Source organism: Pseudorhodobacter wandonensis, assembly GCF_001202035.1.
In the GTDB taxonomy this organism is placed as follows: Bacteria; Pseudomonadota; Alphaproteobacteria; order Rhodobacterales; family Rhodobacteraceae; genus Pseudorhodobacter; species Pseudorhodobacter wandonensis.
Map to the genome: position 1 here is coordinate 222,310 of NZ_LGHT01000036.1, position 16,729 is coordinate 239,038.

General features: G+C 58.2%; 13 protein-coding genes. 9 read left to right on the top strand and 4 right to left on the bottom strand.

The annotated features are described in order from the left end of the window. Positions 1 to 81 precede the first annotated feature (81 nt). The 3 genes from AKU79_RS11985 to AKU79_RS11995 all read left to right on the top strand — a co-directional run bounded on the left by AKU79_RS11985 (position 82) and on the right by AKU79_RS11995 (position 4,854). Entirely contained in the window at positions 82 to 2,637 is a 2,556-nt protein-coding gene (locus tag AKU79_RS11985; protein ID WP_050523817.1) for a penicillin-binding protein 1A, read from the top strand. A 143-nt stretch (positions 2,638 to 2,780) separates the two neighbouring features. Further along, positions 2,781 to 3,908, top strand: a complete 1,128-nt coding sequence (gene prfB / locus AKU79_RS11990) for a peptide chain release factor 2 (RefSeq protein WP_050523818.1) — start codon at positions 2,781 to 2,783, stop codon at positions 3,906 to 3,908. A 172-nt stretch (positions 3,909 to 4,080) separates the two neighbouring features. Next, positions 4,081 to 4,854 (top strand): DUF2189 domain-containing protein, encoded by a 774-nt coding sequence (locus AKU79_RS11995; protein WP_050523819.1) that lies wholly within the window; start codon positions 4,081 to 4,083, stop codon positions 4,852 to 4,854. 56 nt (positions 4,855 to 4,910) lie between these two features. Here the strand turns inward: AKU79_RS11995 and AKU79_RS12000 are convergent, their stop codons facing one another. From AKU79_RS12000 to bcp, 4 genes are all read right to left on the bottom strand, one after another. Continuing rightward, positions 4,911 to 5,420 (bottom strand): bactofilin family protein, encoded by a 510-nt coding sequence (locus AKU79_RS12000; RefSeq protein ID WP_050523820.1) that lies wholly within the window; start codon positions 5,418 to 5,420, stop codon positions 4,911 to 4,913. Next, positions 5,410 to 6,750 carry a M23 family metallopeptidase gene (locus AKU79_RS12005; protein ID WP_050523821.1) on the bottom strand — a complete coding sequence of 447 codons (1,341 nt, stop codon included), beginning with the start codon at positions 6,748 to 6,750 and terminating at the stop codon, positions 5,410 to 5,412. Before AKU79_RS12005 ends, AKU79_RS12000 begins: the two co-directional genes overlap by 11 nt. Before the next feature lie 176 nt (positions 6,751 to 6,926). Further along, positions 6,927 to 7,751, bottom strand: a complete 825-nt coding sequence (locus tag AKU79_RS12010; RefSeq protein WP_050523909.1) for a ferritin-like domain-containing protein — start codon at positions 7,749 to 7,751, stop codon at positions 6,927 to 6,929. A gap of 23 nt (positions 7,752 to 7,774) precedes the next feature. Continuing rightward, complete coding sequence (gene bcp, locus AKU79_RS12015) at positions 7,775 to 8,239, bottom strand: thioredoxin-dependent thiol peroxidase (protein WP_050523822.1); 465 nt, start codon at positions 8,237 to 8,239, stop codon at positions 7,775 to 7,777. A 125-nt stretch (positions 8,240 to 8,364) separates the two neighbouring features. Here bcp and AKU79_RS12020 point away from each other — a divergent pair, with 125 nt between their 5' ends. From AKU79_RS12020 to AKU79_RS12045, 6 genes are all read left to right on the top strand, one after another. Then, complete coding sequence (locus AKU79_RS12020) at positions 8,365 to 11,793, top strand: YhdP family protein (RefSeq protein ID WP_050523823.1); 3,429 nt, start codon at positions 8,365 to 8,367, stop codon at positions 11,791 to 11,793. Beyond that, positions 11,790 to 12,848, top strand: coding sequence for a tRNA preQ1(34) S-adenosylmethionine ribosyltransferase-isomerase QueA (gene queA, locus AKU79_RS12025; protein ID WP_050523824.1), 1,059 nt, complete (start codon positions 11,790 to 11,792; stop codon positions 12,846 to 12,848). Before AKU79_RS12020 ends, queA begins: the two co-directional genes overlap by 4 nt. A gap of 51 nt (positions 12,849 to 12,899) precedes the next feature. Beyond that, positions 12,900 to 14,165, top strand: coding sequence for an MFS transporter (locus AKU79_RS12030; protein WP_050523825.1), 1,266 nt, complete (start codon positions 12,900 to 12,902; stop codon positions 14,163 to 14,165). 88 nt (positions 14,166 to 14,253) lie between these two features. Continuing rightward, positions 14,254 to 14,829 carry a DUF924 family protein gene (locus tag AKU79_RS12035; RefSeq protein ID WP_050523826.1) on the top strand — a complete coding sequence of 192 codons (576 nt, stop codon included), beginning with the start codon at positions 14,254 to 14,256 and terminating at the stop codon, positions 14,827 to 14,829. A gap of 94 nt (positions 14,830 to 14,923) precedes the next feature. Further along, positions 14,924 to 16,318 carry a dihydrolipoyl dehydrogenase gene (gene lpdA, locus AKU79_RS12040; RefSeq protein ID WP_050523827.1) on the top strand — a complete coding sequence of 465 codons (1,395 nt, stop codon included), beginning with the start codon at positions 14,924 to 14,926 and terminating at the stop codon, positions 16,316 to 16,318. Then, the gene (locus AKU79_RS12045; protein ID WP_050523828.1) at positions 16,318 to 16,536 is read left to right on the top strand and encodes a DUF6500 family protein; all 219 of its coding nucleotides are present in this window, start codon (positions 16,318 to 16,320) and stop codon (positions 16,534 to 16,536) included. Before lpdA ends, AKU79_RS12045 begins: the two co-directional genes overlap by 1 nt. Positions 16,537 to 16,729 lie beyond the last annotated feature (193 nt).

Genomic DNA, 16,729 nt, shown 5'->3' on the forward strand with positions numbered 1-16,729 from the left:
ACGCCATGATAATGTGGACAGCTTTTGACGCCCCCCCAGATGCTGTATATAGGGGGGCTTGGAAAATATAGGGAATATGCCTTGCTCAGGTTTATCGGTTCATTCTTTGGTGGCATTTTCACTTTGGTGACGATGGGGGCGTTCTTTGTGGCGCTTTCGATTGGTGCCATTTTCTTTATGTATAGCCGTGACTTGCCCAGCCACGAAAGCCTTGCACAATACGCACCGCCCACCATCAGCCGGATCTATTCGGGCGAAGGCAAGATGATGGACGAATTCGCCAAGGAACGGCGCATTTTTGTCAGCTCGGACGAAATTCCCGAACTGGTGAAACACGCGTTTATCAGCGCCGAAGACAAGAATTTCTACACCCACCACGGGTATGACGCACGCGGCATCGCCGCGGCAGTGATCGAGGCGGTTAAATCGCGCGGCCAAAACGTGCGCGGGGCCTCTACGATCACCCAGCAGGTGATGAAAAACTTCCTTTTGGGCGGCGAACGCAAGGCCGAGCGCAAGATCAAGGAAATCATTTTAGCCACGCGGATTGAGGAAACCCTCAGCAAGGAAAAAATCCTTGAACTTTACCTGAACGAGATTTTCCTCGGTCAGAACTCCTATGGTGTGGCCGCAGCGGCGCAGACCTATTTCAACAAGACCCTTAGCCAACTCGCCCCGCATGAGGCGGCGATGCTGGCATCGATGCCGCAAGCACCGGGTAAATACCACCCCGTCACCGCCAAAGAGCGCGTGACCGAGCGTCGCAACTACGTGCTGCGCGAGATGTGGCAAAACGGCTATATCGACGAGGCGACCTATCTTTCCGAAAAAGAACTGCCGCTGAAATCGGTGCAAAACGGCGATTATCCGGCGTTTCGCGATGCCTTGCCACCGCGCGATTATTTCACCGATGAAATCCGCCGCCAGCTTTCCGGCACCTTTGGCGAGGATGAGTTTTTCTCGGGTGGCCTGACCATTCGCGCAACCGTAGACCCGGAACTGCAAACCGAAGCCGCCAAGGCACTGCAAGAAGGGCTTGAAAAATTTGACCGCAGCCTGGGGGTATGGGTCGGCACACGCAAAACCATCGACCCGTCGCAGCTTGGCTCCGAGGCAAGCTGGCGCGAGGCTTTGGCCGCAGTCGATATCGCCCGCGATATTGACGGGTGGAAACCGGCGGTCGTGCTAGAGGTCGGCAAATCCTCGGCCCGCATCGGAATTGAAGGCGTGGCCGAAGATGCAGACGGCCATTTCATCCCGCCAGAAGACGTTACATGGGCCCGCAAGCGCCAAGCTGACGGCCGTCTTGGCAAAAAGGCCCAAGTCGCGGGCGATTTGTTGACGGTTGGGGATGTTGTATTCGTGCGCGCCGTAACCAATGACAGCGATGGCAGCTTTGTCCGCTGGTCGCTGCGTCAGGTTCCCGAGGTCGAAGGCGCTTTTATGGCGATGGACGTCGACTCTGGCCGCGTCTTGGCCATGCAGGGCGGGTTTTCCTATCAGCATTCGGTGTTCAACCGCGCGACACAGGCACAGCGCCAGCCCGGTTCCAGCTTTAAGCCCTTTGTCTATGCTGCGGCGCTGGATAGCGGCTTTACCCCCGCCACCATCGTGGTCGACGCACCGATTGAGGTGGACACACCGCAAGGTATCTGGCGGCCGCGCAACTCGTCCAACAAGTTCTACGGCCCGACACCTGTGCGCACTGGCATTGAACAATCGCGAAACCTGATGACTGTCCGTATCGCCGAAGAAATTGGTATGGATGTGGTCGCAGGCTATGCCGAACGCTTTGGTGTGTACGACCGGATGGGGCAGTTTCTGGCCAACTCTCTGGGGTCGCAAGAAACCACTTTGTTCAAAATGGTCGCCGCCTATGCGATGTTTGCCAATGGCGGCGAACGCGTAGAGCCAACGCTGGTTGACCGTGTCCAGGACCGCTATGGCAAAACCATCTATCGCCATGACCAGCGTATTTGCGATGATTGCAAACTGGCCGCACTTGAACCAAGCGAACTGCCCAGAATCAATTCCAGCCGCGAACGCGTGATGGACGCAATCACCGCCTATCAGCTGACCTCGATGATGGAAGGTGTTGTCCTGCGCGGCACGGCCAAGGGCATCAACCTGCCCGTGCCAATCGCGGGTAAAACCGGTACCACGAATGACGCCAAAGACGTGTGGTTCATCGGCTTTTCGTCGAATATGGCGGCGGGCTGCTACATCGGCTATGACAATCCGCGCAGCATGGGCAAGGCCTATGGTGGCACGGTTTGCGGCCCTGTGTTCGAACGCTTTATGCGCAAAGCGGTGGCAAAATACGGCGGAACCAAATTCAAAGTACCACCGGGCGGTTATTTCATGAAAATCGACCGGTTCACCGGCGCGCCACTGCCTGAAGATGCCACCGGCGATAACGTGATTTCGGAATATTTCCGCGAAGGCGAAGACCCGCTGAACAGCTTTGGCATGATGGTTGATGGCGGCTTTGGTATGGGCGCCAACCTGCCGCTATTTGCGCCGGGCGAAACCGAAGACGGGCCAGGCGGCAGCACAGTCACCACCGCCAGCGGCAAAACGAAAGTCCTGCCGAAAAAGGCCGATTACGGCACACTCAGTTCCGGCGGGCTCTACTAGGGTCTACCCGCGCGTCTCTGGCCCCGCAACCTTTGCGCGGCCCAGAGACGTGTCGGTGCCTGCTCTTGCCCAAACTGGGCCAAAGCGTTATTACCCAGCCAAAACCAAGCCTTCGCCCAAACAAGCCTTCAAGGATACAAGCCATGCGCGCCGAAACCCAAACCAATGTGGAAACGATCCGCAAATCGCTGACCTTGCTTGGCCAACGCATGGATCTGGAAACCGCGCCGCACCGGCTTGAAGAATTCAACGCCATGATCGAAAACCCCGATCTGTGGAATGATCCTGCCAAGGCGCAAAAGCTGATGCGCGAACGCCAATCCGTGCTGGACCAGCTGTCCACCTATAATCTGATCGACACCGGCCTGCGTGACAACGTCGAGCTGATCGAGATGGGCGAGGCCGAAGGCGACACCGAAATCGTGACCGAAGCTGAAACCGCGCTAAAAGAACTGCTGGAACTGGCCCGCGCCAAGGAACTTGAGGCGCTGCTGAACGGCGAGGCCGATGGCAACGACACCTTCCTTGAGGTGAACGCAGGCGCAGGCGGCACCGAAAGCTGCGACTGGGCCTCGATGCTGGCACGCATGTACGTCCGTTGGGCCGAGAAAAAGGGCTATAAGGTTGAACTGCAATCCATGTCGGATGGCGAAGAGGCGGGTATCAAATCGGCCGCCTACAAAATTTCCGGCCCCAATGCCTATGGCTGGCTAAAGTCGGAATCGGGTGTTCACCGCCTTGTGCGCATCAGCCCCTATGACAGTGCTGCACGTCGGCACACGTCGTTTTCGTCGGTTTGGGTTTATCCGGTTGTTGATGACAATATCGAAATCGACATCCCCGACAAAGACATCCGCATCGATACCTACCGGTCTTCGGGCGCGGGCGGCCAGCACGTCAACACCACCGACTCGGCGGTGCGTATCACCCACTTGCCGACCAATATCGTTGTCACCTCATCGATGAAATCGCAGCACCAGAACCGCGAAATCGCGATGAACGCATTGCGTTCGCGCCTCTATCAGATGGAGCTGGATAAACGCAACGCCGCCATCAACGCTGCCCATGAAAGCAAAGGCGATGCAGGCTGGGGTAACCAGATCCGGTCCTATGTGTTGCAGCCCTATCAGATGGTCAAAGACCTGCGCACCGGGGTTGAGACCTCGGACAGCCAAGGCGTGCTCGACGGCGATCTCGATAAATTCATGGCCGCCACCTTGGCAATGGATGTATCAGGCAAGTCGCGGGCCGAGGCGAACGCCGACGATTGAGGCGCCGCACGCCTGCTTGACTGCAACAATTTGCACTGAAAACGATGCCGTGTTGCCGCAATAAATGCGCATCACTAGGGGCGCATATTTTTGAATATCAAAGTTTGAAATACATCTTTGTGCCATCCGCCCCATTGGTTAGGCTTTGCCCAATCATAAGGGAGAGAGCCGTATGTCGCACAAAGCAGAACAAGCCGCACAACGGCCAGAAGTGCTTATTCTGGAACTGGATGACCTGAGGGCCGCACTTAGGGCAGGGTGGCAAGATTTTCGCACCGCCCCGCAGTTTGGCCTGTTTTTCGCGGCGGTCTATGTCGCGGGCGGCTGGCTAATCCTTTACGCGCTGACCGCGACTGGCCAGATCTGGTGGACACTGCCCGCCGCTGCAGGCTTTCCCATCCTCGGCCCCTTTATCGCCTGCGGCATGTATGAGGTCAGCCGCAGGCTTGAAAAACACGAATCCCTTAGCTGGACTGCCATTCTCGGCGTGATCGCACGGCAAAAAGACCGCCAGATTCCGTCAATCGCGGCGGTGGTGGTCGTGTTCTTTCTGTTTTGGAATTTTCTGGCGCATATGATCTTTGCGCTGTTTCTCGGGCTGCAAGCCATGACCAATATCAGCAGCTCGTTTCAGGTCTTTACCACGCCGAACGGGCTGATGATGCTGTTCATCGGTACAATCGTCGGCGCGATTTTTTCTGGCGTCTTGTTCTCGCTTACCGTTGTCAGCCTGCCACTGCTGTTGGACCGCGAGATCGATTTCGTCACCGCGATGATTACCTCGGTGTCAGTCGTGCTGACCAATCCGAAAATCATGGTTCTCTGGGGGGGGCTTATTGCGGCTGCGCTGTTTTTGGGAATAGCGCTGGGGTTCTTGGGCCTGTTTGTCGTGCTGCCCTTGTTCGGGCATGCGACCTGGCATCTTTACCGGCGCGCCCTTGCCTGAATGAAAAACGGGCACCCGCAAGGATGCCCGTTCAAATCCGTCACCAAAGCGGTGTATCAGCTTTCGCTGCTTGGCTTGGCGGAAGGTGCCGGGGATGTTGCGGTTGGCGCTGCGGTGGTGCGGCCATTGGCCAGCGGATCATCCTGACGTTGAACCGAACCTTCGAAATGCGCACCCGATTCGATTGCGATGGTTTTGTGGATGATGTCACCCTCAACCCGCGCGGTCGATGTCAGACGCACTTTCAGTCCGCGGACGCGGCCAATAACGCGGCCATTCACCACGATATCATCCGCGACGATTTCACCGCGAATCGTTGCGGTTTCACCAACCGTCAACAAATGCGCGCGAATATCGCCTTCGACAGTACCTTCAACCTGAATGTCACCGGTGGTGCGCAGGTTGCCCGTAATGGTCAGGTCTGACGAAAGAACCGAAGCCGCAGGCTTGGTCTTTGGCGCAGAAGAGGTAAAGTCCATAGAACTCCTCGCGGTTGGCTCTGATGGCCGGTTTTTGTCTGCCTCGGCTTTTGGGCCGGGTTCGTTGATTTTGCTTTTAGAAAACATCTGTCGCTGCCTTGATAAAGGTCATCGGGTTAACAGGTTTGCCCCCGATCCGAACCTCGTAGTGAAGATGAGTGCCGGTAGACCGGCCTGAGTTCCCCATATCACCGATACGGTCGCCGCGCGAGACCCTTTGTCCCACTTTTACGCGGATATTTGATTGATGGGCATAACGGGTCTCGATTCCGAAGTCGTGTTTGATCGTAACCAAGCGCCCATAACCGCTTTGCCAGCCCGCGTGGGTAACCACCCCGTCAGCCGTGGCATAGATCGGGCTGCCATAGGCGCCGGCAAAATCGGTGCCTGCGTGCATGCGTGTGCCTGCGCCCTTTGGGTCACGGCGATAGCCAAAGCCCGAGGTAAAGCGAAAGGCGGTTTTGATCGGAATCGCAAAGGGTGCTTTTGCCGCCGCCAGTTGGTACAGGTTCATCCGGTCAAGCCCCTGCAAAATCGCATTGGCGCGGATTTCGTCATTGCTCAGAACTTGGTTCTTGGTCGACAGCGAGAAGGGTGACAAAGGCCCGCCTTGGCCCGAATACCCCCGCTTGACCGATTTCAACAGCGTATCGGGCGACAAACCTGCCGAGCGGAACATCTTGTCCAGCGGCTCCATCGAAATGGTCATCGCTTCTTCCAGCTTAGAGAAAATCACGTCATTCTTGGCTTCCATTGCCCGCTTTTCGGCGGCCAATGCATCTGTTTCATTCTTGGCAGCCAGCGCGGCCACTGCCATGCTGTCGCGCTGCTCTGCGGTGCCGCTTAGCGCGCTCGATAATATCTCAACGGTTTTTGCCGCATCGTCGGCGCGGCCCTCGCCTGTACGGACAGAGCCGGTCTCGGCCTGCAAAGAGGCGGTCAGCGCTGCGTTCTCGCCGCGTGCCTCGTCCCGTTCCTTGATTGTGCGGCGCAGTGTGTTCTGGATCACCTCAATGCCGGTTTCCATTTCGCGGCGGCCATCTTCGGATGACAAAAGCCGCCCCTGCATGTCGCTGACTTCTTTCAGTGCAAGGTTAAAACGTTCTTGCGCCCGTGCGGCTTCTTCGGCCCGCAAATCGCGGTCGGCTGATAGCGCGTTCAACCGCGCCTCATACAAGCTTTGCTGGCGTTGCGCTTGGTCGCGCCCCGATCCGGCCGAAATTGATTCCATCAACAGAATTGATGTCGCAAGAATCGTCCAGCCCAGAAACAAGGCTGCACCGGTAACCGCCACCGCCTGCGTCAACGGCGGAAGCCGGATGTAGCGCGTATCGGAATCGGATTTCAAAAACAGTCTCTGTTCCGGGAAGTATCGCCCTACAAACCCATTAATCCGATAAGATAGTCGCTTCAGCACTGAACAATTCCGGTCTTGTTTCCCCACACGATGCCGCCACCCGAAAAAAATTCGGGCCACAAGACATCCCGGCATGGATACAAAGCCAGGTCCAAGCGTGCAAGAAATTTGACCCGCCCTGCCAAAACCAAGCGGAAATCCGAGCAAAACAGGCAGAAAGCCGCCGATAAACCGGATTACTCCGGCTTACCGACATAGCTTTCCATGCTGTCGTCCCGCTCGGTCAGGGGCCAGTAAAAATCGGGGGGAATCCCTGCCTCGGCGCGTTTTTCCTCATTGAATGGCGGTTTTAGCACGCCATGAAAATAGCGCCGCACAAGGCTGTGAAAGGCATCTTTCGGGTCCAACCCGTCGCGCCCGCACAGCCAGTTGAACCATTTGGACCCATAGGCCACATGGCTGACCTCTTCGGCATAGATGGTTTTCAGCGCGGCAATCGGCTCTGCCTCACCGGCCTTTTCAAACACCTCGATCATACCCGGCGTCACATCCAGCCCCCGCGCCTCCAGCACCATTGGCACCACAGCCAAACGGCCAAACAGGTCGGTCGCGGTGTCTTCGGCGGCGCGCCACATGCCTTCATGCGCGGGCAGGGCGCCGTAATGACTGCCCATTCCCTCCAGGCAATCGCACATCAGGTTGAAATGCTTGGCCTCATCATCGGCGGCGCTGACCCAATCGTCATAAAACCCCAAGGGCATCGGCACATCTGTAAACCGCGCGATAATATCCCAATGCAGATCAACGGCGTTCAGCTCAATATGCGCCACCGCATGCAGCAGCGCGATGCGGCCTGTGGGTGATCCGGGTCTGCGCCGCGGCATATCGCGGGGCGACAGCAGTTCCGGCGCATCCGGGCGGGCAGGGCGCATCGGTGGCAAGGCTTGCCCGACCGGCAAAGGCGTGCCCGCCTTGCGTGCGGCCTGCCAAGTTGCAGCATGTTGCCGGCCAAGCGCGGTTTTGCGACGGCCATCGGCGGTGGTTAGCACCTCAACCGCCATCTCGGCCAGCGTTGGGGCCTCCGTCACGCTTTTGCCGTTGCGGCTGCCAGTACTTCCTCGGCGTGGCCCTTGGCCTTGACCTTACGCCAGACTTGCTGCACCCGACCATCGCCGCCAATCAGGAACGTCGCGCGCTCTATCCCCATATAGGTTTTGCCATACATCTGCTTTTCAACCCAGACACCATAATCCTCAACCGTTTTTCCGTCTTCATCCGCGCCAAGGATCACACCCAACCCGTGTTTGGCGACGAATTTATCATGTGATTTGACGCTGTCTTTGGAAATGCCGATAACTGTGACGCCCGCCGCTGCAAATTCGGCGGTCATTGCGGTGAAATCCTTGGCCTCAATCGTGCAGCCGCTGGTATCATCCTTGGGGTAAAAGTACACAACCACGCGGCCGGGCCGCAGGTTGGACAGTGTAACAGTCTCGCCACCATCGCGTGGCAGTGTGAAATCGGGGGCCATATCGCCAATGTCGGGCATTGTATCAATCCTTCTTGCAACACGCGGCTTTGTGTTTGGGTTGCCTTTGGGCTTAGATAAAGGCAATCCCCCCCAACACAAGCCTTTTCAGGGCAAACATGCAAATCGCAATGGGCAGTTGATTTATGGATGATCCGAAGCCGGATCCTATCGGCCCGCCAGTTGCAGATGGGCGGCCACCTGAACCGCCACTGGTGCTGACCGCACCTATCCTGGCCGATTCCGATGCAGAAGGGCCAGATGGGCCGCCACTTGGCATCAAACCTGCCCGCATCAAACGCTATCACCGGCCGCACCGGTTTGGCACCTATTGGCTGGTGCCTGCGGTGCTATTCCTTTCGCTAGCCCTACTATTTGCAGGGCTTGCACTGTCAGAGAAAAATATTCGCATTCCGGTTTGGGCGGTGGTCGAGGCAGAACAGCGCGTCAACCGAACCTTGCAGGAAATCACGGGCGACGCCACCTCGCTGTCGATTGGCAGCGCTGTGTTTGTGGTTGATAAAGATTGGGTCCCACGCCTGCGCCTCGAAGATATCCGCCTGATCGAAGCGAATGGCGCGACGTTGCTATCCTTGCCCGAGCTGCGCGTGGCGATCGATCCGGGCTCGCTTGTCACTGGCAAAATCCGCCTGCGCAGCTTGCGGCTGATCGGTGCCAATATCAATCTGCGCAGGCTAGAGGACGGGCAGTTTGACATCGCGCTGAACTTGAACATGAAGCCGCGCCCCATCGTCGGCCTGTCGGACGTGCTGTATACACTTGTCACCTTGTCCAACCACTCGGCGCTGTCCAGCCTGCGTGTGATCGAGGCGCAGGCCCTTACCCTGACCATCGACGACCGCAAATTGGGCCGCGTCTGGGAATTGGGCGACGGCCGTTTGCAAATGACCAACCGCCCCGATCAGCTTGCGGCAGAACTGGGCGTCTCGGTCAGCGGCGGGGTCAGCGACTCTGGAACCGCGGTTGTTACCCTGATTGCGGCCAAGCCGGATGCCAGCGCCAGTATCTCTGTATCCGTAGACCGCGTTGCCGCCGCCGATATCGCGGTACAGGCAGCCCCTTTGGCATGGCTTGGCGTGCTGGATGCGCCCATCTCTGGCCAGTTCACCACCACGCTGGCGCAAAACGGCGGCTTGGCCGCGATTGAAGCCTCGCTGACTTTGGGGGCAGGGGCGCTGCAACCCACACCGCAAACCGAACCTGTGCCGTTTGAAGCGGCGTCGCTGTTCTTTGGCTATGACCCCGGCCGTGAACGGCTTGACCTGCGCGAAGCCACAGTGACCAGCAAGGAAATCTCGCTCAAAGCGTCCGGCCACGCCTATATGCCGGGGGTAAGCAGCCGGATGCCGACGGAAATCCTGTCCCAGATCCAAATCGACAACCTGCAAATCGACCCCCCCGGTGCGCTAGAAGGGCCGGTGCTGTTTGAACAAGGCGCGCTGGATTACCGTGTGCGGCTACAGCCTTTCGGTATCGATATTGGTCAGGCCACGCTGACCCACCAAGGCCAGCATCTTGTCGCCTCGGGGCGGGTGGATGCCGGGCCTGATGGCTGGACCGTCGGGGTCAATGCCCAGCTTGACCAGATCGACCGCGACCGGTTGATGGCAATCTGGCCGTCTATGATCGTGCCCAAAACCCGCCTGTGGGTTTCGGAAAATGTGCAATCGGGCAGCCTGTCGAACGTGCGCGCAGGCTTTCGGCTTGCCCCCAAGGCAGATCCACTGTTTTCCCTTGGCTATGATTTCACCGGTGCTGATGTGCGGTATTTGAAATCTCTGCCACCGATAGAGGGTGGGCGCGGTTATTCGGTCGTCCAGGGCAAATCCTATACGATGGTGCTGGAACAAGGCCATGTCACCGCGAAAACGGGTGGGCAAATAGATGCCGCAGGCACCGTATTTTCCGTTCAGGACGTGACGCAAAAACCGGCGCAAGCCAAAATCGCGCTCAGGGCCAAGGGCGGCATGACGGCGGCGCTGTCGATCCTTGATGAGGCACCGTTCAACTTTATGACCAAAGCAAACTTGCCCGTCGACCTCGGGCAAGGTCAGGCCGATGTCACCGCGACCATACACACACCCCTGCGCAAAGGGGTGAAAATTCAGGATGTCGATTTTGATGTCAAAGGCATCGTGACCGGCGTTTCATCTGACCGGCTGGTACCGGGCCGCGTCATGCGCGCCGATCGCCTAAACCTGCGCGTCACACCAAAGGGGATGGAAATCGGCGGCAAAGGCTTTTTGCAAGATGTGCCTTTCGATGGCAGCTTTACCAAACAGTTCGGCCCCGAATTCAAAGGCCTATCGCAAGTCAAAGGCAGTGCCGAGCTCAGCCCGAAAGCCGCCGCAAATTTTGGTATCAACCTGCCTGATGGCTTGCTGGGCGGCAAAGGCAAGGCGCAGGTCACGGTAGATCTGAACCAAGGCACAAGCCCGCGTCTGGCGCTGCGGTCCGATTTGTCGGGGGTGTCGATGGAAATCCCCTCGCTTGGCTGGTCAAAACCTGCATCTGGCACGGGCCAGCTTGCCGTTGATGTCACCTTGGGCAAACCCGCCGCCGTTGATGCGATCACGCTTGACGCAGCAGGCCTGAAAGCCAGCGGCGCGATCAGCTTGAATCCCGATGGCAGCATGAACGAGGCGCGGTTTTCTTCGGTCAAGCTTGGCACTTGGATGGATGTCGCGGCCACGTTGACCGGGCGGGGCAAAGACCAAACACCCGCCATTGCCGTCACGGGGGGGCGCGTTGATCTGCGCGGCTTGCCCTTAGGCGGCCCCGGCGCAGCGGGCAGCACAACTTCCGGCCCTACGATCTCGCTTGCGCTTGACCAGTTGACCGTCGCCCAAGGCCTTGACCTTACAGCGTTTCGCAGCAACATCACCCCCAACGCAGGCGGGGTGCTGGGCGAATTCAGCGGCCGTGTCAACGGGCAGAAATCTGTCGCGGGCATTCTTGCCCCTACGCCATCAGGCACCGCCGTGCGCCTGCAATCGGATGACGCCGGCGCGGTATTTTCCGCCGCCAAAATCTTTCCCAATGCCCAAGGCGGCGCGATGGATCTGATCTTGAACCCCACCGGCACCAAGGGCAGCTATGACGGCAAGCTGACCATGGGCGATATCCGCATCCGGAAAACCCCAACGGTGGCTGGCTTGATAAACGCCATTTCCGTCGTCGGTCTGCTTGATCAGCTGAACGGCTCTGGCATCTTGTTCAACACGGTCGAGGCCAGCTTCCAACTTGGCCCGCAGGCGGTCGCAATCACCCAAGGCTCGGCGGTTGGCAACTCGTTAGGGGTATCACTGACGGGGCTTTATGTGTTTAACGGCGCGCGGCTTGATCTGCGCGGTGTGGTCTCGCCGGTGTATTTCCTGAACGCGATCGGCTCGCTGTTCACCAATAATAACGAGGGGCTTTTCGGCTTTAACTATTCAATCACCGGTACCGCCAAAGAACCGTCTGTCTCGGTGAACCCTCTGTCAATTCTTACCCCCGGAACGTTCCGCGACATCTTTCGCAGCGATCCCCCAAAACTGGAGCCAAGCGAGTGAAGCTTGACGATTTCGACTTTGATTTGCCTGAAACCCTGATCGCAACGCGCCCCGCGCGGCCCCGTACTGCTGCCAGGCTGCTGGTCGTCCAAGGCGATGCACTGTCTGATTTGCATGTGTCCGATTTGCCCGGCCAGCTGCGCGCAGGCGACCGCTTGGTGCTAAACAATACCCGCGTTATTCCCGCACGGCTGATCGGCCAACGCCACCGCGACAGCGCCCAAGGCCCGGTTTCCGCCAAAATCGAAATTACCCTGATGGAACCTCACGCCGCAGGCGGCTGGCGGGCACTGGCAAAGCCCTTGCGCAAACTGTTGGTGGGCGAAGATATCCTTTTCGCAGGCGGGCTGACCGCCACCGTGGCCGAGAAAACCGAAACCGACCTGCGCCTAGCCTTTAACCATGAGGGCAAAGCGTTTGAAACAGCGCTTCTGGCTGCAGGCACCATGCCGCTGCCGCCCTATATCGCCGCCAAACGCGCGCCCGATGCCCAAGACAATGACGATTATCAAACCGTATTCGCCCGCACCCCCGGCGCCGTTGCCGCCCCCACAGCGTCACTGCATTTCGATGCCGCGCTGCTGGCCCAGCTTGCCGCGATGGGCGTAGAAACCACCGAAGTTACGCTGCATGTCGGCGCCGGCACCTTTCTGCCCGTCAAGGTCGAGGACGTTACCACCCATAAAATGCACGCCGAATGGGGCGAGGTCACACCCCAAGCCGCCGCCGAAATTGCCGCAACCCGTGCCGCAGGCGGGCGTATCATTCCGGTTGGCACAACGGCCCTGCGCCTGATCGAATCTGCGGCCCGCGCCACAGGCAAAGTAGAACCTTGGGTGGGCGAGACCGATATCTTCATCTATCCTGGTTTCAAATTCCAAACCACCGACGCGCTGATGACCAATTTTCATCTGCCAAAATCGACACTTCTGATGCTGGTCGCGGCACTTATGGGCCAGAAACGGATGCAAGCCGCCTATGCCCACGCTGTCACAGAAAATTATAGATTCTTCTCTTACGGTGACGCATCTTTGCTGATACCTGACAGCGCTTGACCGACAGGATTTGTCGTTAAATTGCTGCCCCGGGCGGAAAGGTTGGACCAGATGCTAACAGTATTGCGAAACTCTTGGGCGCTGCTTTTGGGCATGATGCTCTTGATGCTTGGCAACGGGATGCAGGGCACGCTGCTCGGTATTCGCGGCGGGCAAGAAAACATGTCCACCTTCCAACTGTCGATCGTCATGTCCTGTTACTTCCTCGGCTTTCTCTTTGGCTCGCGGATGGTGCCCGATATGATCCGCCGCGTCGGCCATGTGCGGGTGTTTGCAGCACTCGGGTCGATGATTTCGGCTGTGCTGATCCTGTATGCTGTCGCCCCGAACTGGATTGCTTGGTCCCTGATGCGCGTCGTCATCGGTTTTTCGTTCGCGGGGGTCTATATCACCGCCGAAAGCTGGCTGAATGACGCGTCGAGCAATGAAAACCGCGGGCAGGCGCTGTCGCTATACCTGATCGTGCAAATGATCGGCATCATCGCCGCCCAAGGCCTGCTGAACCTTGGCGATCCGGGCGGGTTTATCCTGTTTATCATCCCCTCGGTGCTGGTCTCTATCGCCTTTACACCGATCCTGTTGTCTGTGGCCCAAGCGCCGGCCTTTGCCTCGACCAAACCGCTTAGCTTTAAGCGGCTTTATCAAACCTCGCCTTTGGGCTGCGTGGGCATGTTCTTGCTGGGCGGCATTTTCTCGGCGCAATTCGGTATGGCTGCGGTGTGGGGCACCCAAGCAGGGCTTTCGGTAAAGGAAATCTCGATCTTTGTTGCAGGCATCTATGTCGGCGGCATGGTTTTCCAATACCCGATCGGCTGGCTGTCGGATCGTATCGACCGGCGTAAGGTGATCCTGGGCGTGTCGGCGATGGGTGCGCTGGGGCTGTTGATACCGGTGTTTTGGGATGTTCCGTTCTGGGTGCTGTGCGGGGTAGGGGCGCTTGGTGGCGCAGTGTCGAACCCGCTCTACTCCCTGCTGCTTGCCTATGTGAACGACTATCTGGACCGTACAGATATGGCTGCCGCTTCGGCAGGGCTGCTGTTCATTAACGGGCTTGGCGCGATCAGTGGCCCAGTCATCACAGGCTGGATCATGGGTGTGTTTGGCCCGTCCGGGTTTTTCCTCTTTATGGCGCTGCTGTTTGCGGCGCTTGCGGGTTACGGCCTCTGGCGCATGACGCAGCGCAAACATGTCGCTGATCCGACCTCCAGCTTTACCGCTGTGTCGCCCTCGGGCACGCTGGTCGCGCTAGAGGTCGCAATGACCGAAGCTGATGGCGAAGGCCCCGAAGGCCACAGCCACGCCGCGCCCAAGCCATAAGCGCTCGCGTGTTCAATGCCCGTTCTGGGGCATTGAAACCACGGTATAAACCTGCCACGCTGACCTGAATGGAAAGCGAGGCAGGACCATGTCTGATCCCGTAACAGTGTTGGAATACTGGCTGGAAACCATCGGCCCAAAAGGCTGGTATGAGGTAAACCCCGAGGTTGACGCGCAAATCACCGATCAGTTCGGCGCGCTGTGGCAAGCCGCCCTTGACGGCGGGCTGGAGCATTGGGTCAATGGCGCCACGGGGTGCTTGGCCTATCTGATCGTCACCGACCAATTCCCCCGCAACATGTTTCGCGGTCAGGCCCGCGCCTTTGCCACCGACCCGCTTGCGCGCGATGCAGCCCGCCACGCCCTTGCGCAAAACTGGGATCAAGACGCACCCACCCCTGCGCGCCAGTTCTTTTTCTTGCCGTTCGAACATTCCGAGGATTTGACCGATCAGGCCCTCGCCGTTGACTGCTTTCAAACCCGCATGGACAGTGCCGAGAACGCGCTTCATGCCCGCGCGCATCAGGCAATCATCCAGCGCTTCGGCCGCTTTCCCTTTCGCAACGTGGCCTTGGGTCGCGCCTCAACCCCCGAGGAAGAGGCCTTTATGGCCGAAGGGGGCTACGGCGCGATTGTCAGGGCTTTGCAGCAAGATCAGGTTTAGCTATGCGCTGATTGCATAGGCCAAGGGCGGCGGTAATGTTGCTCGCGTTCTAAAACTGGTTTAATGCCAAACTACTTTTTCGGAGGAGAAAATCATGGCAGCCAAGAATTTCGATGTCGTCGTTATCGGCGCAGGGCCGGGGGGCTATGTGGCCGCCATTCGTGCCGCACAATTGGGTAAATCGGTCGCAATTGTCGAACGCGAAAACCTGGGCGGCATCTGCCTGAACTGGGGCTGCATCCCGACCAAGGCGCTCTTGCGCTCGGCCGAGGTATTCCACCTGATGCGCCGCGCCAAAGAATTCGGCCTGTCTGCCACCGGTCTTTCCTATGATCTTGACGCCGTTGTTGCCCGTTCGCGCGGTGTTGCCAAACAACTGTCGGGCGGCATCGGCCATTTGATGAAGAAAAATAAAGTGACGGTGTTTATGGGCGAGGCCACGCTGCCCGCCAAGGGCAAAGTCAGCGTCAAAACCGACAAAGGCACCGAGGATCTGACCGCCCCTGCGATCATCCTTGCCACTGGCGCGCGCGCCCGCACCTTGCCGGGGCTAGAGGCCGATGGCGATCTGGTCTGGACCTATCGCCACGCGCTGCAACCCAAGCGGATGCCGAAAAAACTGCTCGTGATCGGTTCCGGCGCGATTGGCATCGAATTTGCCAGCTTTTTCAACACGCTGGGCGCCGATACCACAGTGGTCGAGGTGATGGACCGCGTGCTGCCGGTTGAGGATGCTGAAATCAGCGCCTTTGCGAAAAAGGCATTCGTCAAACAAGGCATGAAAATCCTTGAAAAGACCACCGTCAAGAAACTGGACAAAGCCGCCGGCAAGGTCACCGCGCATCTGGAATCCAACGGCAAGACCGAGACGATGGAATTTGACACCGTGATTTCCGCTGTCGGCATTGTCGGCAATGTTGAAAACCTTGGGCTGGAGGCCCTTGGCGTGAAAATCGACCGCACGCATGTTGTCACAGATGAGTTCTGCCGCACCGGCGTTGACGGCCTCTATGCCATTGGTGACATCGCCGGCGCCCCATGGCTTGCCCACAAAGCAAGCCACGAAGGCGTAATGGTGGCCGAGCTTATCGCAGGCAAACACCCGCACCCGATCAAGCCAAACTCGATTGCCGGCTGCACCTATTGCCACCCGCAAGTGGCATCCGTGGGCCTGACCGAGGCAAAGGCCAAAGAAGCAGGTATCGCGATCAAAGTTGGCCGTTTCCCCTTTATCGGCAACGGCAAAGCGATTGCGCTGGGTGAGGCCGAGGGCATGATCAAAACCATCTTTGACGCCAAAACCGGCGAGCTGTTGGGCGCCCATATGATCGGCGCCGAAGTGACCGAGTTGATCCAGGGCTATGTGATCGGCCGTCAGCTGGAAACCACCGAAGAAGACCTGATGCACACGGTTTTCCCGCATCCGACCCTGTCGGAAATGATGCATGAGGCGGTTCTGGACGCCTATGGCCAAGTGATCCACATGTAATGAACGCAGCCCTACGCCAACATGCCATCGCCGTCTGTGATGCCAAAATCGCCCAAAAGGGCGAAGGCGTAGGGCTGTCATTCTATGCATTTTTTGCCAACAAAAACACCGATCCCGTGGGGTTGATGCAAGCTGCCGAATGGTGGATCAAAACCCATCAGCTTGATCATTTCGAAAAGGCTGTAAAAATCCGCGAAATGATCGCAAGCGGGGCCTGATGCTAAATAATGCGGTTTTTTAGATCATCCTGATCCTCTGGGGCGTGGTCATTCGCTGCCTGCAAACGCGCCGCTGCCGGTTTCGGGCCTACAAATTCCAACAGAATCGCATTTGTTCACCAATCGTTCACGTTTTCTGATTGGAGACTCAGACAAAACCCCCTATCTATACGGCGTGGAAATTGGGGGCGAT

Excerpts from the sequence above, each read along its gene's own strand:
- prfB (WP_050523818.1), top strand. The coding sequence starts at position 2,781 with ATGCGCGCCGAAACCCAAACCAATGTGGAAACGATCCGCAAATCGCTG.
- AKU79_RS11995 (WP_050523819.1), top strand. The coding sequence starts at position 4,081 with ATGTCGCACAAAGCAGAACAAGCCGCACAACGGCCAGAAGTGCTTATT.
- AKU79_RS12000 (WP_050523820.1), bottom strand. The coding sequence starts at position 5,420 with ATGTTTTCTAAAAGCAAAATCAACGAACCCGGCCCAAAAGCCGAGGCA.
- AKU79_RS12010 (WP_050523909.1), bottom strand. The coding sequence starts at position 7,751 with ATGGCGGTTGAGGTGCTAACCACCGCCGATGGCCGTCGCAAAACCGCG.
- bcp (WP_050523822.1), bottom strand. The coding sequence starts at position 8,239 with ATGCCCGACATTGGCGATATGGCCCCCGATTTCACACTGCCACGCGAT.
- AKU79_RS12020 (WP_050523823.1), top strand. The coding sequence starts at position 8,365 with ATGGATGATCCGAAGCCGGATCCTATCGGCCCGCCAGTTGCAGATGGG.
- AKU79_RS12030 (WP_050523825.1), top strand. The coding sequence starts at position 12,900 with ATGCTAACAGTATTGCGAAACTCTTGGGCGCTGCTTTTGGGCATGATG.
- AKU79_RS12035 (WP_050523826.1), top strand. The coding sequence starts at position 14,254 with ATGTCTGATCCCGTAACAGTGTTGGAATACTGGCTGGAAACCATCGGC.
- lpdA (WP_050523827.1), top strand. The coding sequence starts at position 14,924 with ATGGCAGCCAAGAATTTCGATGTCGTCGTTATCGGCGCAGGGCCGGGG.
- AKU79_RS12045 (WP_050523828.1), top strand. The coding sequence starts at position 16,318 with ATGAACGCAGCCCTACGCCAACATGCCATCGCCGTCTGTGATGCCAAA.